The sequence below is a fragment of the Geodermatophilus sp. CPCC 205761 genome, assembly GCF_051383655.1.
GTDB lineage: Bacteria > Actinomycetota > Actinomycetes > Mycobacteriales > Geodermatophilaceae > Geodermatophilus.
This window is the reverse complement of sequence record NZ_JALPKQ010000056.1, coordinates 1-15,925: the sequence shown is the minus strand read 5'-3', so window position 1 is coordinate 15,925 and position 15,925 is coordinate 1. Positions and strand designations below refer to the sequence as shown.

Sequence of the window (15,925 nt, the reverse complement as noted above, 5' to 3'; positions counted from 1 at the left end):
CGGGCTCAGGCGATGAGGGGTGGCCTGGCCGTCATCCCCCGGAGGGTCCGGAGCAGCGAGTAGGGCACCACCGCGCTGGTCTTCGGGTTGTCGGCGCTCGGGCGGTTCTGCACCTGGAAGACGTAGGTGCCCGACCGCCCGGTGGCCTCGATGCGGTGGGTGACCAGCTCCGCCGCGGGGTCGGCGTGCAGCTCCACCACGACCCCCTCGGGGTCGGCCACCGCGAGGGCCAGCGCGCTGGCCACGTTGAGCGACTGCGGGAAGAGCCGGGCCGCCTCGGCCGGGGTGCCCCGGAAGACCAGCACGTCCCCCGTCGCCCCGGTGAGCCGGCGCCGCTCCGCCTCGTCCATCCAGGGCTGGAGCAGGGACTCCGGCTGCTTCGTCGTGCGCAGGACGACCTCGTCCAGCCGCTCGACCGCCGCGGCCGACGCCAGCAGGTCCAGCCCGCCGACCGCGCCGTGGGTGCAGCGCAGCCGGCCCGGGCCGAGCTGGTCGAGCCGGTCCCGCAGGCTCGGGTCCATCAGCGCCCCGATGGAGGTCGCCAGCAGGTCCCGGCCGGCGGTGAGGACCGGCTCGACCGCGCTGAGCAGCGCGGCCGCGCCGGCGCACTCGACCACCACGTCACAGGCCTCGATGGCCTGCTCCAGGCTCATCTGCGGCACCGGCGGGGCGGAGAGCTCCGACCGGTTGACGACGGCGACCAGCGTGGCGCCCTCGACCGCACCGGCCAGGAGCTCCCGCGCCACGGTCCTGCCGATGGCCCCGTAGCCCAGCAGGGCCACGCGGGGCCCGGCCCCCCGGGCGCCGGCCGTGGGGCCGGCGTCCGGGGTGCGAGCCGCAGCCTCGGCAGGGAGTGACATCGGTCAGGAACCCTCGGGCACGTAGGTGAACTCGGCGGCGTCGTAGCCCTCCTCGAGGAGCTCCTGCTCCACGAGGATGTCGACGACCCGCTGGATCTGCTCGACGTCGGTCTCGGCGAAGAAGTCGGGCAGGGCCATGTTCTGCGCGACGTCCTCGGGCACGTTGGCGACGCCCGGCAGCCAGGTGCGGAACTCCTGCTCGTTGGCCTCGATGTCCCCGCCGGCGGCGTACATCGCGCGGATGAACGCGTTGATCGTGTTCGGGTTCTCGGCGATGAACGCGTCGCTGGAGATGAAGTTGGAGACCGCGAGGCCGGCGTTGGGACCGTTCGGGTCGGCGAGGTCGACCACCTCACGCATGCCGGCACCCAGAGCGGCCGAGGAGAAGGGCTCGGGTGAGTAGCCGACGTCGATGGAGGCGGACTGGACACCGGCCAGCATCTCCGGGAACGGGACCTCGACGAAGGTCGGCTCGACGTCCTCGAGGCCCTCCTCGTTGAGCAGGTTCCGCAGGGTGACGTCGCCGATGTTGTTGGTCGCGTTGATCCCGATGGTCTTGCCGTTCAGGTCCTCGAGGGTCTGCACCGGGGAGTCCGGTGGGACGTAGACCGACAGGCCGCCCGGGCCGAGCGCGCTGGTGAGGACGACGGTCTTGATCGGCAGCCCGGTCTGGGTCGCGATCGAGGTCGAGATGGTGTTCGAGAAGCTGAGGTCCAGCTGGCCGGCGGCGACGTTCTGCGCGGCGATCGGGCCGCCCTGCACGGGCTCGAGGGTGACCGTCAGGCCCTCGTCCTCGAAGAAGCCCTTCTCCTGGGCCCAGTAGAGCGCCGCGTAGTCGGCCAGCGGGAGCGACCCGACGGTGAGTTCCGTCGTCTCCAGGCCACCGTCGCCGGAGCCCTCCCCGCCACCCGCGGCGGGCTCGTCGGAGCCACACGCGGACAACCCCAGCGTCGCCACGACGGCCATCCCCGTCACCGCGCTTCGGAACCTCATACCAATACCTCCGGCCTCAGAATCTTTGCACTCAACTATCGGGTCAAGCGTGACGGACGGCACGCTCGCTGTCAACGCCTGCGGGTTGCCTCGGCGACCCGTCAGGCCACCTCCTGCGGAACGCTCCCCGGGGTGCGCAGCAGCCGGGTCACGTGCCCGCGGATCTCCACGAAGCGCGGGTCGGTCTTGGTGGTGATGTGGTCGCGCGGGCGGGGCAGGTCGACCTCGATGACCTCGCTGACCACGCTGGGCGGGGCGGAGAGCACGAAGATGCGGTCGGCCAGGTAGACGCTCTCGTCGATGTCGTGGGTGACGACGAGGACGGTGATGCCCAGCTCCTGCTGGATCCGCATGAGCAGGTCCTCGAGGTCGGCTCGCGTCTGCGCGTCGACCGAGGCGTAGGGCTCGTCCATCAGCAGCAGCTTGGGGTGGCTGGCCAGCGCCCGGGCGATCGCGACGCGCTGCTGCATGCCGCCCGACATCTCCCAGGGGTAGAGCTTCTCCTTGCCGGAGAGGCCCACCTCGTTGATGGCGAACCGCACCCGCTCCGCCCGCTCCTTGGCAGGCAGGTGCTTGATCGGGAAGGCCACGTTCTTGTCCACCCGCATCCACGGGTACAGCGAGCGCGAGTAGTCCTGGAACACCATGGCCAGGCCGTCGGGCACCCCGGTGACGGGCGCGCCCTCGAACGTGACGCCCCCGGAGGTCGGGGTGTCGAGGCCGGAGATGATCCGGAGCAGCGTCGACTTGCCGCAGCCGGAGGGGCCGACGATGACGCTGATCTTGTGCGCCGGCACGTCGGCGCTGATGCTGCGCACCGCCATGTTCGGGCCGTAGCTCTTGGAGACGGCGTCCAGCTGGAGTTCGGTCTGGTTCGTGGTGGGCACGGTGTTGTCAGTCATCCTGCTGAGTCGCTCCTCGGTGCCAGGCGAGCGCGCGTCGCTCGACGAACTTGAAGATGATGTTGAAGAGCACACCCAGGATCACCAGCGCGACCAGGACCGACCAGAAGCCGCCGTAGTCGAAGTTCCGCTGGGACTGGATGAGCAGGTAGCCCAGCCCGTTCTCGGACTTCTGCAGCTCCGAGATGATCATCAGGATCAGGGACAGGGACAGCGACGTCCGGATGCCGGCGAAGATCTTGGGCGAGGCCCCCGGCAGGACGATGTGGAACAGGACGTCGCGCCCGGGGATCCGGAAGACCTGCGCCGCCTGCGCCCGGACCGCCCCGATCGAGCTCACGCCGTCGATGGTGTTGAGCAGGATCGGCCAGACGATGCTGAAGGCGATCAGGAAGATCTTCGGCGAGGCGCCGGTGCCGAAGAGGAAGAAGAAGACCCCGAGCAGGGCCGGCGAGGGCAGCGAGCGCCCGAGGTGGACCAGCGGCTGGAACAGCGCGGTCAGCACCGGCGAGATGCCCAGCAGCACCCCGACCACCACGCCGACCACGATGGCGATCGCCAGGCCCGCGAGGGCACGGCCGACGCTGGGGAAGAGGTGGTCGAAGGTCGCGTCGCCCAGGAACAGGCGCGAGGGGTCGGTGGAGAGGAAGTCGGTGAAGAACCGCTGGAACGCCGTCAGCGGGTCGACGACGAACAGGCCGATGCGGGTCGAGGTCGACAGGAGCCACCAGACCAGCAGGATGGCCGCCGGGACGACCAGCCGCAGGACCAGTGTCACCGGCCAGGCGAAGCCGGCCCGCTCCCGGCGAGCCGACCTGGGGGTCGGCTGCGCGGCCTGCTCCTCGACCGCCTCCGACTCCGGCGCGCTGAGCGGCACGTGCGGACGGTCGGTGCCGTGCTGCTGGATGGTCACTGCGCGAGCCCCTTCTTCCAGCCGAACAGGACGTCGTCGAGCTTGGCCATGACCAGGTTGATCAGGACGCCGAGCAGGCCGGCGACGAGCGTGGCCGCGTAGACGAGGTCGAGGTTGGTGGCGTTGGCGGTGTTCTCGAGGATGTAGCCGCCGATCCCGTTGCCGCTGCCGATCAGCAGCTCGGCACTAACGGCGACCAGCAGGCCGATCGAGGCGGCGATCCGGACGCCGGTGAAGGCGAACGGCAGGGCGCTGGGGATCTTCACCTTCCGCAGCACGCCCATCTCGCTGTTGCCGAAGGTCTTGGCGGTCATCACCGCCGTGGTGTCCGTGCTCCGGACGCCGTACATGGTGTTGAGCAGGATCGGCCAGACACAGGAGAGCGCCACGGTCAGCGCCAGCGGCAGCATCCCCGGGTCCAGGAGCAGGACCAGGATCGGTCCCACCGCGACCGAGGGCAGGACGCGGAACGCCTCGACCGGCCACTCGAAGGCCAGGAAGGCGCTCCGGAAGGCCCCCATCAGCCCACCGATGAGGACGCCGGCGACGGTGGCGACGAGCAGGCCGAGCATCCACTCGCCGAGGGTGAACAGCACCTGCTCCCAGAACACCGCGTCCGGGAACAGGTCGATCGCGCCCTGGACCACCCCGCTGGGCAGCGGGAGTCCGGGGACGTCGATCAGGCCCGAACGCAGGACCAGCTCGGCCAGCAGCGCGCTGCCGACGACGCCGACCACGCCCAGGACCACCTGCGACCGGCCGCTACGAGCTTCGGCTTGCAGCTTCATGCCTGGTCTCCCTTCCCGTGGCCGGGCCCGGAGGGGCCGGCGTCGTGCTGGATCACCGCGCGGCTGCCGCGCTGGTCGTTGGACACATCCAGTTCCTCGTGGTCGGCGGGCTGGGACTGTTCCCCGCGGCCCCGTCGATCCGGGGCGGACACCGGCCGCAGCCCTCCGTCCCGGCCCCTGACCTGCCCGGATGTCTCTTCGGGCGGCCGTCGTGGCGAGTGGGAGGACGTGACCTGAGCTGCGACGCGATCTCTGGTGAGCTGGACCACATCGCCGGATCAATGGTCGCGGGGAGATCCCCGAGTAGTCAATACCTGAGCGCAAAGATTCTTTGCGATGTTGCGTCGTTCGAGGTCGGCGCGTGCTGCCGCGGCCGTCGCCGGTCGGCTCAGTCCAGCGGGACCGACCAGGCGTCGTAGGAGTAGACCCAGTCGCCCGTGCCGGACTCCTTGAGCCACTCGTTGCCGCGGGAGCCGATCTGGATGCGGGCGGTCCGAGGGAGCCGGGCGGCCTCGTAGCGCGCCAGCGCCTCCCGCGGCGCCCACGACGTCAGGGCGCGGGCGAGGACGACGGCGTCCTCGATCGCCATGCCGGCCCCCTGGGCCATGAACGGCATCATCGGGTGGCAGGCGTCGCCGAGGAGGGTCCGGGTGCCCGCCGACCAGGTCGGCAGCGGATCCCGGACGTAGAGGGCCGACTTGAGCACCTCGTCGCACGCGTCGAGCAGCGCGCGGGCCTCGTGGTGGAAGTCCTTGTAGGCCTCGCGCAGCTCCACCACGTCACCGGGCGCGGTCCACGACTCCTCCCGCCACGAGTCCTGCGGGCGGGTCGCGAACACGAAGATGTCCTGGCCCCGGTTGAGCGGGAAGGTGACGATCTGCGTGGCGGGATCGGGGCCCCACCACTTGGTGAAGGCGTCCATGTTCGGCACGTCGAGCCGGTCGGCCGGGACGACCGCGCGGTAGGCCACCACGCCGGTGAACTCCGGCTGCTCGGGCCCGAACACCGCCTCGCGGACGACGGAGTGGATCCCGTCGGCGCCGACCAGGACGTCGACGGTCGCCGTGTTCCCGTCGGTGAACTCGAGGACGGTCCGGCCGGCGTCGTCGTGCAGGGCCGACAACCGCTTCCCCAGCCGGACGACGTCGTCCGGGAGCGCGTCCTCGAGTGCCTGCAGCACGTCGGCCCGGTGCATCGTCAGCTGCGGGGAGCCGTACTGCCGCTCGGCGGTGTCGGCCATCTCCAGCCGGGAGGTCTCGGCACCGGAGTCCCAGGTGCGGCTGATCCGGTGGGTGGGCCGCGCCGCCGTCGTCCGCAGGGCCTCCCCCACACCCAGGCCGTCGAGGGCCCGGACGGCGTTGGGCGTGAGGTTGATGTCGGCGCCCACCCGGCCGAACTTCGAGGCCTGCTCGAAGACGACGACCTCGCGCCCGAGCCCGCGCAGGGCGATGGCCGCGGAGAGACCTCCGATCCCTGCCCCGACGATCCCGACGACCTGCGAGTCCATGTCCACTCCGTTCCCTGCGGTTCAGCGTGGTGAGCGCTGGGCGGCTCCGGTGTGGCCGGCCGCGTGGATGCCCACTGTGCCCTGGAGTTGTTTCGTTCTCTTTGCGCTCAGAAGTCATGCAGCAAGGCATTCCTAGGTGATGGCCGTCACGCGGTCAAGAGCGCCCCGCGGGTCGTCGCTCCCCCCGCCGTCGGGTCAGGAGGAGGCCGTCGCCCACACCACGGAGACGAGCGCGGCGACCGCGAGGGCGGCGAGCGGCGCGAACGACACCCCGCCCGCGACGAGCACTCCCCCACCGATCGACGCCGGGAGCCAGGTCCAGGTGGCGATGGTCCGTGCGGCGCGTCCGCGCCGGCGCCGCGCCGTCTCCAGCCAGAACGGGACGGCGATCGGCGGCGCCACCCCGGCGAGCAGGGCCAGCCACGGCAGGAGTTCGCGGTGGAACCCGGCGACGCCGAGCGCGATGCCGAGGAGGGCCACGACCGCCATGCCCCGCCGCGCCGCCAGGCCGGTGAAGACCTGCAGGGCGAGCCCGCCCGAGAACGCCGAGGTGACGGTGGGGGCGAGGACCGCCAGGACGATGAGCAGGTCGCCGGCCGCCAGTCCGGCCCACCGGACGTCGGAGAGCCCGGCCAGGCTGGCATCGGCGGCGCTGCCGACGGAGAGCCTCATCGCGGCGCCGACCAGGCAGAGGCCGATGGCGGGGACGACGAGGGCCGCGACGCAGATCAGGAGGCTCCGCCGTCGGGGCAGGCCGGCCGAGAAGTCGGGCGAGCGCAGCATGAAGACCGCGACGTATCCGACGCAGGCGGCGAGCACGACGACCCCCTCGCCGCCGCCTGCGGACGTGGTGGTGACCGGCGCCTCGACCCGGTCGAGGCTCAGCAACAGCAGCGGGGCCAGCAGCAGGGTGATCAGCGTGGTGGCGACCGCGACGACGTTCCACCGCCGGACGTCGGCCGACACCAGGAGCAGGGCGACCACCCCGAGTCCGACGGCGCACAGCCAGGACGACAGGCCGGTGACGCGGCCCAGCGACTCCGCGCCGATGCCGACACCGAACCCGACCCAGCCGACCATCCCGCAGGTGACGAGCAGCCCGACGGCGACCCGCGCTCGCGGAGGGAGGTAGCTGCGGCTGGCCTCCACGAAGGTCGCGCCCTGTCCGCGGGGCGGGCGCAGGCCGAGCTGACCCTGGAGGACGAGCAGAGTCCCCATGAGCACGGCACCCGCGACCAGCCAGACGAGAGGGAGAGCGCCGCCCTGGCGGTCGACCAGCTGCGCGCCCAGGACGAGCGCACCCGGGGAGCTCCCGATGCCCAGCCAGGCACCGACGTACCGCGTCCAGGGAACGGCCGCCGTGGTGGGGGTCGTCATACGGCTTCTCCACCCATGGCAGGAGTCTTAGCCCTCAGACTCTCAGGGGCAAGCCATGCGTTCCGCCCTCACGCGGGCGTTGCTGTGGTGCTGGGATTCCGGCTGGGGGCCCGTGGTGCGGGGCGCCGTCGGAGGGCTGGACCGCGGGCGGCTACGCTGTGCGGGCACCTCCGCGGGTGTAGCTCAATGGTAGAGCCCCAGCCTTCCAAGCTGGCCATGCCGGTTCGATCCCGGTCACCCGCTCCACACGTTTCCGCAGGTCAATGGGTCTGTCAGGCCTACTGGAGAAGCGCTGGAGAAGCCTCCGGAGCGCCCGTTTGAACCCTTTCATGACCCCTGTTTTCCGATGGATAGGTCATGAATAGGTCACGGCGCGAGCCCGGATCCAGGCAGGTCACAGCCGCTGATCGGCTTCGGACGGGTCCGCCGTGACCACGGATGGGTCACGTCGCCTCGTCATCCGGCTGGCGACCCGCCGGCGCCGGAGCGAGTGAAGGTGATGTCGGACCGTCCCTTGACCTGTCCAGCGCTCGCGAAGTAGCGGCCAGCCCCCTCTGGTCGAGGCGGAAAGCGGTCCCGTGCCGCCTTCCAGACCCCTCCCGGACCGGTTGATGCACTCAGTGCTCAGGCGTCACAACGCGCCTGAGCAGAACGCGGAACGGTCGCTGACCGGAACTACCTTGCGGGCCATGACGGGGGTCCTCTCCTATGACCGCCCCGCCACTCGATTCACGATCACGGCCGTGGAGGCACGAGTGGCGTCCACCAAGGTGGTGTTCGGCGGGCTTGGTGACGAGTAGCCCTCGAACGTGAAGGCGGCCACCGCGTGATCTTCTGGAGACCTCTCACAGACCCAGGAGTTCGACGCGATGACCGCTCCGAGCAGTATCGACCCTGCCCACTTTCTGCACGAGCAGCTGGCCCAGGCCAGCCCTGACCTGCTGCGTCAGATGCTGACCACGTTTATCAACACGCTGATGTCGGCGGAGGCCGACGCGGTCTGCGGTGCCGGCTATGGCGAGCGCAGTCCCGAGCGGACCAACGTCCGCAACGGCTACCGGGCCCGTGAGTTCGACACCCGGGCCGGCACGCTGGAGGTGGCGGTTCCCAAGCTGCGCGCCGGCTCCTACTTCCCGGACTGGCTGCTGGAGCGCCGACGGCGGGCGGAGCGGGCGCTGACCACCGTGGTCGCCACCTGCTACCTGCTCGGGGTGAGCACCCGGCGGATGGAGCGGCTGGTCGAGTCTCTGGGAATCACCCGGCTGTCGAAGTCGCAGGTGTCGGAGATGGCACGTGAGCTGGACGGTCAGGTCGCGGACTTCCGGCACCGGCCGCTCGACCAGGGGCCTTACACCTTTGTCGCCGCCGACGCCCTCGTCCTGAAGGTGCGCGAGGGCGGCCGGGTGGTCAACGTGCACGCCCTGTTGGCCACCGGCGTGAATGCCGACGGGCACCGGGAGATCCTCGGCCTGCAGGTCACCAGCGCTGAGGACGGCGCCGGCTGGCTCGGGTTCTTCCGGGACCTGACCGCCCGCGGGCTGACCGGCGTGGCTCTGGTGACCTCTGATGCGCACCGCGGGCTGGTCGACTCCATCGGCGCGACCCTGCCCGGAGCCGGCTGGCAGCGCTGCCGAACGCACTACGCCGCCAACCTCATGGCGGCGACGCCGAAGGCGTCCTGGCCGTGGGTGCGGGCGCTGCTGCACTCGGTCTACGACCAGCCCGACGCAGGAAGCGTGCACGCCCAGTTCGACCGCGTCCTCGACGCCCTGACCGACAAGCTGCCCAAGGTCGCCGAGCACCTCGAGGGCGCCCGGGCCGACGTGCTGGCCTTCACCGCCTTCCCCAAGGAGGTCTGGCGCCAGATCTGGTCGAACAACCCCTCCGAACGGCTCAACCGGGAGATCCGCCGGCGCACCGACGTCGTCGGCATCTTCCCCGACCGCGACGCCCTCATCCGCCTCGTCGGGGCGGTGCTGGCCGAGCAGCACGACGAATGGACCGAAGGCCGCCGCTACCTCGGCCTCGACGTCCTCGCCCGCTGCCGCATCCGGCCGGTCACCGAGTCGGCGACCGGGACCACCGAGGAGGTGACCATCCCGGCGCTCAGCGCCTGACCCACCAGAAAGATCACGCGGTCGCCGTCACACACCACGCCAGCGGACTTGACCGAGGCACGCCCGCGACTCATGCCGGTATCACGCGGTGCGGAGACTGCCGATACGAGACGTCAGTGGACCGCTGGAGTCTTGACGAGCGTTGCAGGAGACCCAAGGCATGCCCGAACCGATCGACACTATCCGTCGCGTCAACAGCGACGAGACCATGACCCTCGAAGAGCTTTACCGCGCCCGCGCCACGCTGGACCGGTACACCTCGGAGAAGAAGGCCGATGTGAAGGAGGCCCGCCGACGGGTCGGCACGATGATCGCCGAGCTCGAACCGGCCGGCCAGCCAGCACCGGCGGCGCACGATGCCGCCACCGGCCAGTCGAAGACCCTGCAGGAAGCCATCTACACCGGCGACCTGCGTCCTCCGAAGGACGAGAAGAAGGACGGCAACCCAGCCCTCGGTTTCATCGTCCTACTTGTGATCATCGGCTTCGTGGTCTACGCCTGCAGCGGAGGCGACTCAGACTCCGGTGACAGCGACAGCGGCTCGACGAGCGACAGCGACTCGACGAGCGACAGCGACGACGGCCGCAACGAGAGCATGGCCACGGTCATGTGTGAGGACTTCGTCGAGCAACGGCTGAAGGCGCCGTCGACGGCCGACTTCAGTGGCGTCTTCGACACCAGCGTCACCGGCAGCGGCTCCGACTACACAGTCGTGGGCTACGTCGACGCACAGAACGGCTTCGGCGCAATGATCCGCAACAACTACAGCTGCACGGTGCACGACAACGGTGACGAAAGCTGGACGTTGACGTCCCTCACCGGCTTGAACTGAGCGCGACGTCAGTCAGGTGCTGCCGCTGCGTCAGTGGGAACGGACCCCCGGGTGGCCCCGCCCCCGACCGCATGAGCATGGACACTGAGTGGACCCGCACCAGGCCGCCGCCGTCGAAGAAAACCTCCGCGTTGCTCAGGCCGAGGTAGGACCGGCTCCGCCAAGCTGGCCGACCAGGAGGCGGCCAAGGACGCCCACGGCCACGGCGCCGACGAGTCTACCTCGGCCGCTGAGATTGGCCGCCGGGAAACCCGGCGATGGGCACGCGGGCGCCGTGCCGGTGAGGGCGGTCGCGATCACCGGCAGGTGATCGAGGCGATCGCCTGGAAGTACCGCACCGGCTCCCCGTGGCGGGAGGTGCCCGAGCAGTTCGGGCCGTGGCAGACCGCCTATGAGCGGTTGACCCGGTGGAGCTCCGATGGCACCTGGGCCAGGTTGCTGGCCCGGGCGCAGGCCGATGCCGACGCCGCCGGTGAGCTGGACTGGCTGGTCGCGGCCGATGCCACGCTGGTGCGGGTGCATCAGCACGGGGCCAGCGCGCGACGGGCCGGCGGCAACGCCTCGACCGCGCGCGGCGACGACGATCAGGAGGGCGGCCGGCGCCCCGGCCGCGTCACCGACGACCAGTAATTGCCCCGCGAAACCGGCGGTGACCGAGCCGGCCGATCACGCGATCGGCCGCTCCCGCGGCGGGTTGACCACCAAGGTGCACGCGCTCACCGACGGCCGCGGACGAACCCTGGTGCTGCTGCTGACCGCCGGCAACGTCAACGACACCACCATGTTCGCCCCGCTGCTGGCGGCGTTGCGCGTCGCCCGGGTCGGATCGGGGCGACCGCGGACCTGCCCGGACTACCTGGTCGCCGACAAGGGCTACAGCAGCCGCGCCAACCGGGCGCTGCTGCGCCGTCGCGGCATCGCGCACACCATCGCTCAGCCCAGCGACCAGACCGCCAACCGCCGCCGCAAGGGCTCCGCCGGTGGACGCCCGGTCGGCTTCGACAAGGCCCGCTACGCACGCAACGTCGTCGAACGCGGTTTCTGCCGGGTCAAACAGTGGCGCGGCCTGGCCACCCGCTACGACAAGCACGCCCGCAACTACGCCGGCGCGCTCAAGCTCGCCGCACTACTCACACCTGGCTTCCATGATCCGCCAGGACCCTCTCTAGCCGCGGGCGGGACGTCGGTCAGCTCTCGTAGCAGACGCCGTCGCCGTCGCGACAGTATCCCCCGCCACCGCTGTTTCGATAGCGCCGGTCCCACTCCTCGGCCTCCCGTTCGGCCTGCTCCTGCGAAGCGCGGCGGTCGGCCTCGTCCTGCCCGAACTCGCCCAGGCAGGTGCCGTAGCCGGTGGTGCGTGCGGCCTTTGTCGCGTTCCCCGCGGCCACGATGAGGGGCGCGTACTGCGCCTGGACCGGGGAGAGGACCTGCGAGTGGAGGATCGCAAAGGTGGCGGTTGAAGTGGGTGCACTGGTTCAACACCACCCGCCTGCACAGCGCCCTCGGCCACAGGCCCCCGGTCGAGGTCGAGCAGGAGTACTACCGTTCCATCACCGCCGAGCAGCAGCCGCTGCCGGCATAACCGCCCCGCTACAGAACCGGGGACGGTTCACACCCGGCTACTCGACCCTGCCGCCGACCGAGGGTCCTGCGCTTCCTGCTCCCGTTACCTCGCGCTCCTCGCGTGTCTGGCCACCCTGTCACCGACCGCTACTCGGGGAAGGCTTAGCTTCCGCCGCTGTCGGCCAGGTAAGGATATCCAGATTCTCCATCCACCGGACGAATTAGGCGTCCAAGCGGATCCAGTTCAAGGCCCGTTGTATCAGAAAGCCGCCGGCTCTCTGCTAGCAGACGGATTAGCTGCTCGGTCGCCGCCCAAGATCCAGCGAAGGATTCGGCGCGCAAGCCGTCCTCATCTCCCCTTTCGGCGAGAAGGTCCGCAAGCTTCTTCTCCTGGTAGCTGTTGCCCTCATCAGCCAGCGCGCGAAGACTTTCGATGTCGCCCTGGGAGGCCAACTCTGCAAGAAGCCGTACTTTTGCGACGTCGTCCCCAGACTCAGCCTCCGCCCGCAAGCCATCCAGGCCATCTCGCTCTTCGATACACCGCAACAGTAGGTCATGCGCAAAGCCGACAACGCTACCTCCGCGTCCTTCTTTGGCCGCGAGCTCGCGGAGGCCATCTAAATCACCCCGCTCCTTCAATAGGCGTGCAACCTCGTAGGGCGCATGTCTGTCGCCTGCATCAGCCTCCGCTCGCAAGCCCTCGAGGTCACCCCGGTCCGCAAGTAGACCAATTAGTAAATGCTGCGCACCGGCGGCACGAAGAGCACTCAGATCGCCGCGTCTCCTCAGAACCGAGAGGATTCCACCTGAGACTCTCTTATCGCCCGTACACTCGAGTGCACGCAACCCATCTAAGTCGCCTCGATCCTCGAGCTTGGATACCACATAGCCCAATGCATACCAGTTGCCCGCGCGGGCCTGCCGAAGGAGGCCGACATCATCGTTCCGCTCCCGGAGGACGTTTGCGAGCGCGCTCTGCCCGTGCTCATTTCCGGAGTCCGCGAGCGCGAACAGGCCCTCCATGTCGCCGGTCCGAACGAGCATGTTGGCCAACTCATATCCAGCATTCGGAGTACCTTTGTCCGCAAGCGCACGTAGCCCTCGCACGTCGCCTCTTCTAGCGAGTAGTTGCACGAGGTTGTATTGGGCTACCCCGTCACCATTGCCGGCACGACTTCGGGTTTCGTCTTCAGCTTCGCGAGCTGCTAGATAGTTTGACAGCCGGCTATTCGCAACCTCGCTTCCAGCACTGGCGAGCGAGCGCAGGCCCTCAAGATCGCCGTCCCTGTCGAGGGCGTTAACCAACCAGTACTGCGCAGATTCGTCGCCTGCATCGGCGAGGGAGCGAAGAGTCGCTGTGTCGCCTGTCATGAAGAGGAGCCGAGCATGCAGTTGTCTCGCGACGAGGCTGCCACGGTCCGTTAGCGCACGTAAGCCGTCAATATCCTGCGCCCCGGCGAGGAATTCAGCAAGTGAGTCCTGAGCATAACGATTGTCAGCGTCGCTCTCTCTGCGCAGACCGTCCAGGTCGCGTCGAACTGCAAGCAATCGCGCAAGCGAGCGCCGAGCAGACTCGTCGCCTCGGATTGCCGCGGCCCTGAACAAGACCGTACTGGTTGTGTAGAGGCCCCTGTTATTCGCTTCCATCCCGATTGCATACACAATGTCGGGTGCGAGACCGGAAAGGGCCTTCGGATCGGTTAATGCATCCCAGAGCTCCACGGTCGTGGGAGAGCGACGCCTACGAAGAATACCATATTGGACAAGGTAGTCATGCGGGCGGTATGAATCGGGCGGTCCAACGCCTGAGGCTGTCCGTATGGGCGTGAGGGCGCTGACGCCATGAACCTCACGAACGCAATCAGCTAGGGCCGCATCGAACCAGTCGTCGGGTTGCACACGCTGGTCGGGCGTGAGATACCCCGGCGCTACGTCTCGGAGCATCGTAGATGGGATCAAGTTTGGATACCCAACTCGGCGAAGATCCAATGCCGCAGTCAAGACCGCCTTGGCGGCCGGTTCCTGTTCGTGTTCGTAACGCTCAAGGAGATGCACGCCGCCAGCGAGGACCTGGGTGATCTGTCGACTGCTGCCACTGACAACCCACCGGATCCTACGATCCGCGAGTGCGGCTTCTTGGAGTAGATGCGCGTCCGTGGACTCGAAATCGTCCGGAACAAACAATCGATTGGGCGCCGTAAACCTGAGAAGTTTTGGCACGGCATCTCTTGGCGGTGACGACGGGTAATCGCTAGGCATCGAGAGCTTGGCGAGAAAGGTAGGCCAGATTGTGGCCGCAACAAGGAAGGGCCTGACGCCCGGCGTGGACAAGAGTTCGTACAGGTAGTCGGCAGCCAAGGCACCGACGTCACCTGCGAGAAACTCCTGCAGTTCATCTAGCCAGATTATGCATGCGGGCGGGATCCCATCCTCAAGAGTCTGTACAAGAGACTCGGAGGTAGTGGGTCTCACGAGGGGCCAGCTGCCGAGTGTCGCGTCCACGCCTTCAAGAAGGCTGCGTGATTTGCCAGTGCTTGACCTGCCCACGAGAGTGACCATCGACGGACTAATATCCGCCTTCGCCGCAGTCAGCATCTCTCTTAGTCGGAGATCGTGTTCACGTTGAATGAAGAATGGCAAGCCCGACGCCGATCCTGGCGCATTAATCGACGGGTGGACTCCAAGGCTGAAGGGGCTATAAGAACGGACGCATGGTGCACTCAATGCGGTGGCGGTGGCGGCGGCGGCGGCGGCGATTACATTGACGCGCTTTGCGGCACCCGAGTTTGAGTTGATCGTGACTGGCGCAAGGAAGATACCTGCCGCGCTTCCTTGATCGGCGCGGAAGAGGGGCTGAACGAGCGAGGGGGGCGCTCCATTGCCTGATTCGCCGGCACCAGGTGAGCTGTCTACTATCGGTCCTGGTCCGGCATCTGAGGGTTTGGCGCTTCCCTCGCTCGGTCGGATTCCCGTTGGGAGCCTTGATTATTGATCGTAACGTTCCCGCTTAGCACCCCGGCCGCGACGCTGCCGCGATCCGCCCAAACAGAAGCCACGGTTGAGGCAATGGACTCCTCGCCTGTCGCCGCTGGGCCGGCGGCGCGCAACACGTTCTTTGCGGCATCAACCACTTCATTATCGCTAGCTACCTGGTGCCGTTCGAGGTGCTCACCTAGGGCGGTTACATAAACCGGTTCGTTCGGCTTGCTCTCAAATAGGGTCAAAGACGCCTGGGCTACGTTGTCGCGGTCGAACGCTCTCAGCACAAGGCCTTTCAAGCCCCTGTAGGCATCACCGACCGCGGCTGTTACGGTGTCAGTTAAGCCCGCCGAAGCTCCCAAAGCCAGTGCGCTCAATATGGTCGTCAGCGGCTCCATCGCACCTCACTCGGACACCACGGGAGCTAGGCAAGGTTCAAGCTTGATCCAGTTTCTGCTGCCTCGTGCATTCAATATCAGCTTGCCTCGGCGGTCAAGGCCATGGTGGGCGAGCCTTATCGGGTCGGGTACGTTGGCCTGCCGGTCGACGGCTTGAAGCTGCCGACCGGCGCCGACGGCCTTCCTGGGGTTGTTGCTGTTGACCGGCCAGTTCGTGCTGACAAGGCGCTAAGAAGCCGGTCTGGGGCTGCGCGTCAGGTGTGGCGCTCTGCGGCGAGCCGATCGGCCGACTTGCCGCAGAGAGCCGGATCGGCCGTCAGGTGGGCGATGCGCGCCTCTACCCCGGCCAATTCGTGCTGGGCGCCAGCGATTTGACGATGGACGTCGGCCAGCGCCGCCACGGGGTCCGGGGTTCGGCCGAGTGGTCCATACCGGCCGAGCTGTCGGTCCTGCCGGCGGCCGGCCTCGGCCACAGCCCGCCGCGCCTGGTTGTGTGCGCGTTGGGCGGCGTGGGCGGCGGCAATCAGCATGGCTTGCTCAGGGTGAACCGCCCCGGCGAGTCCGGAGACTCAGCGTGTTGAGACCTCGACCCGTTCCTGGGCCGGGTGGCGACCGTAGAACACTTGCTCGTACTGAAGTGACCCCCGTTGGCTGAACACCTCCAGACTTGGCACCAGCCAAGGAGGGAGGGCCCGG

General features: G+C 68.5%; 15 protein-coding genes and 1 tRNA gene. 6 read left to right on the top strand and 10 right to left on the bottom strand.

Annotation, left to right across the window (positions count from 1 at the left end; all coding sequences use genetic code 11):
• Positions 1–5: 5 nt before the first annotated feature.
• From MY526_RS23590 to MY526_RS23560, 7 genes are all read right to left on the bottom strand, one after another.
• A complete protein-coding gene (locus tag MY526_RS23590; RefSeq protein ID WP_436705199.1) occupies positions 6–860 on the bottom strand; it encodes an aspartate dehydrogenase domain-containing protein in 855 nt (284 codons plus the stop codon).
• Positions 861–863: 3 nt separating this feature from the next.
• Positions 864–1,853, bottom strand: coding sequence for an ABC transporter substrate-binding protein (locus MY526_RS23585; RefSeq protein WP_436693245.1), 990 nt, complete (start codon positions 1,851–1,853; stop codon positions 864–866).
• A gap of 101 nt (positions 1,854–1,954) precedes the next feature.
• Positions 1,955–2,755: an ABC transporter ATP-binding protein gene (locus MY526_RS23580; RefSeq protein ID WP_436693246.1), complete on the bottom strand. Its 801-nt coding sequence runs from the start codon at positions 2,753–2,755 to the stop codon at positions 1,955–1,957.
• A complete protein-coding gene (locus tag MY526_RS23575; protein ID WP_436693248.1) occupies positions 2,748–3,668 on the bottom strand; it encodes an ABC transporter permease in 921 nt (306 codons plus the stop codon). Before MY526_RS23575 ends, MY526_RS23580 begins: the two co-directional genes overlap by 8 nt.
• The gene (locus MY526_RS23570) at positions 3,665–4,456 is read right to left on the bottom strand and encodes an ABC transporter permease (protein ID WP_436693250.1); all 792 of its coding nucleotides are present in this window, start codon (positions 4,454–4,456) and stop codon (positions 3,665–3,667) included. The genes MY526_RS23575 and MY526_RS23570 overlap by 4 nt, the downstream gene beginning before the upstream one ends.
• 388 nt (positions 4,457–4,844) lie before the next feature.
• Positions 4,845–5,963, bottom strand: a complete 1,119-nt coding sequence (locus MY526_RS23565) for an FAD-dependent monooxygenase (protein WP_436705198.1) — start codon at positions 5,961–5,963, stop codon at positions 4,845–4,847.
• Between the two features lie 195 nt (positions 5,964–6,158).
• Positions 6,159–7,340 carry a hypothetical protein gene (locus tag MY526_RS23560; protein ID WP_436693254.1) on the bottom strand — a complete coding sequence of 394 codons (1,182 nt, stop codon included), beginning with the start codon at positions 7,338–7,340 and terminating at the stop codon, positions 6,159–6,161.
• 172 nt (positions 7,341–7,512) lie between these two features.
• Here MY526_RS23560 and MY526_RS23555 point away from each other — a divergent pair.
• The 6 genes from MY526_RS23555 to MY526_RS23530 all read left to right on the top strand — a co-directional run bounded on the left by MY526_RS23555 (position 7,513) and on the right by MY526_RS23530 (position 11,871).
• Positions 7,513–7,586: transfer RNA gene (locus MY526_RS23555), tRNA-Gly, on the top strand.
• A 623-nt stretch (positions 7,587–8,209) separates the two neighbouring features.
• Positions 8,210–9,457: an IS256 family transposase gene (locus MY526_RS23550; RefSeq protein ID WP_436705197.1), complete on the top strand. Its 1,248-nt coding sequence runs from the start codon at positions 8,210–8,212 to the stop codon at positions 9,455–9,457.
• Positions 9,458–9,617: 160 nt separating this feature from the next.
• Positions 9,618–10,289, top strand: coding sequence for a hypothetical protein (locus MY526_RS23545; RefSeq protein WP_436705196.1), 672 nt, complete (start codon positions 9,618–9,620; stop codon positions 10,287–10,289).
• Positions 10,290–10,373: 84 nt separating this feature from the next.
• Positions 10,374–10,919 (top strand): transposase, encoded by a 546-nt coding sequence (locus tag MY526_RS23540; protein ID WP_436705202.1) that lies wholly within the window; start codon positions 10,374–10,376, stop codon positions 10,917–10,919.
• Between the two features lie 19 nt (positions 10,920–10,938).
• Complete coding sequence (locus MY526_RS23535; RefSeq protein ID WP_436705195.1) at positions 10,939–11,682, top strand: IS5 family transposase; 744 nt, start codon at positions 10,939–10,941, stop codon at positions 11,680–11,682.
• A gap of 63 nt (positions 11,683–11,745) precedes the next feature.
• A complete protein-coding gene (locus MY526_RS23530) occupies positions 11,746–11,871 on the top strand; it encodes a hypothetical protein (protein ID WP_436705194.1) in 126 nt (41 codons plus the stop codon).
• Between the two features lie 143 nt (positions 11,872–12,014).
• On the opposite strand, the gene MY526_RS23525 is transcribed toward MY526_RS23530, so the two are convergent.
• From MY526_RS23525 to MY526_RS23515, 3 genes are all read right to left on the bottom strand, one after another.
• Positions 12,015–14,354, bottom strand: a complete 2,340-nt coding sequence (locus tag MY526_RS23525; RefSeq protein ID WP_436705193.1) for a hypothetical protein — start codon at positions 14,352–14,354, stop codon at positions 12,015–12,017.
• Between the two features lie 410 nt (positions 14,355–14,764).
• Positions 14,765–15,229, bottom strand: a complete 465-nt coding sequence (locus MY526_RS23520; RefSeq protein ID WP_436705192.1) for a hypothetical protein — start codon at positions 15,227–15,229, stop codon at positions 14,765–14,767.
• A gap of 254 nt (positions 15,230–15,483) precedes the next feature.
• A complete protein-coding gene (locus MY526_RS23515; RefSeq protein ID WP_436705191.1) occupies positions 15,484–15,759 on the bottom strand; it encodes a hypothetical protein in 276 nt (91 codons plus the stop codon).
• Positions 15,760–15,925: the final 166 nt, after the last annotated feature.

Coding starts and splice junctions, on each gene's coding strand:
- MY526_RS23590 (WP_436705199.1), bottom strand. CDS start 860: ATGTCACTCCCTGCCGAGGCTGCGGCTCGCACCCCGGACGCCGGCCCC.
- MY526_RS23585 (WP_436693245.1), bottom strand. CDS start 1,853: ATGAGGTTCCGAAGCGCGGTGACGGGGATGGCCGTCGTGGCGACGCTG.
- MY526_RS23580 (WP_436693246.1), bottom strand. CDS start 2,755: ATGACTGACAACACCGTGCCCACCACGAACCAGACCGAACTCCAGCTG.
- MY526_RS23570 (WP_436693250.1), bottom strand. CDS start 4,456: ATGAAGCTGCAAGCCGAAGCTCGTAGCGGCCGGTCGCAGGTGGTCCTG.
- MY526_RS23565 (WP_436705198.1), bottom strand. CDS start 5,963: ATGGACTCGCAGGTCGTCGGGATCGTCGGGGCAGGGATCGGAGGTCTC.
- MY526_RS23560 (WP_436693254.1), bottom strand. CDS start 7,340: ATGACGACCCCCACCACGGCGGCCGTTCCCTGGACGCGGTACGTCGGT.
- MY526_RS23550 (WP_436705197.1), top strand. CDS start 8,210: ATGACCGCTCCGAGCAGTATCGACCCTGCCCACTTTCTGCACGAGCAG.
- MY526_RS23545 (WP_436705196.1), top strand. CDS start 9,618: ATGCCCGAACCGATCGACACTATCCGTCGCGTCAACAGCGACGAGACC.
- MY526_RS23520 (WP_436705192.1), bottom strand. CDS start 15,229: ATGGAGCCGCTGACGACCATATTGAGCGCACTGGCTTTGGGAGCTTCG.
- MY526_RS23515 (WP_436705191.1), bottom strand. CDS start 15,759: ATGCTGATTGCCGCCGCCCACGCCGCCCAACGCGCACACAACCAGGCG.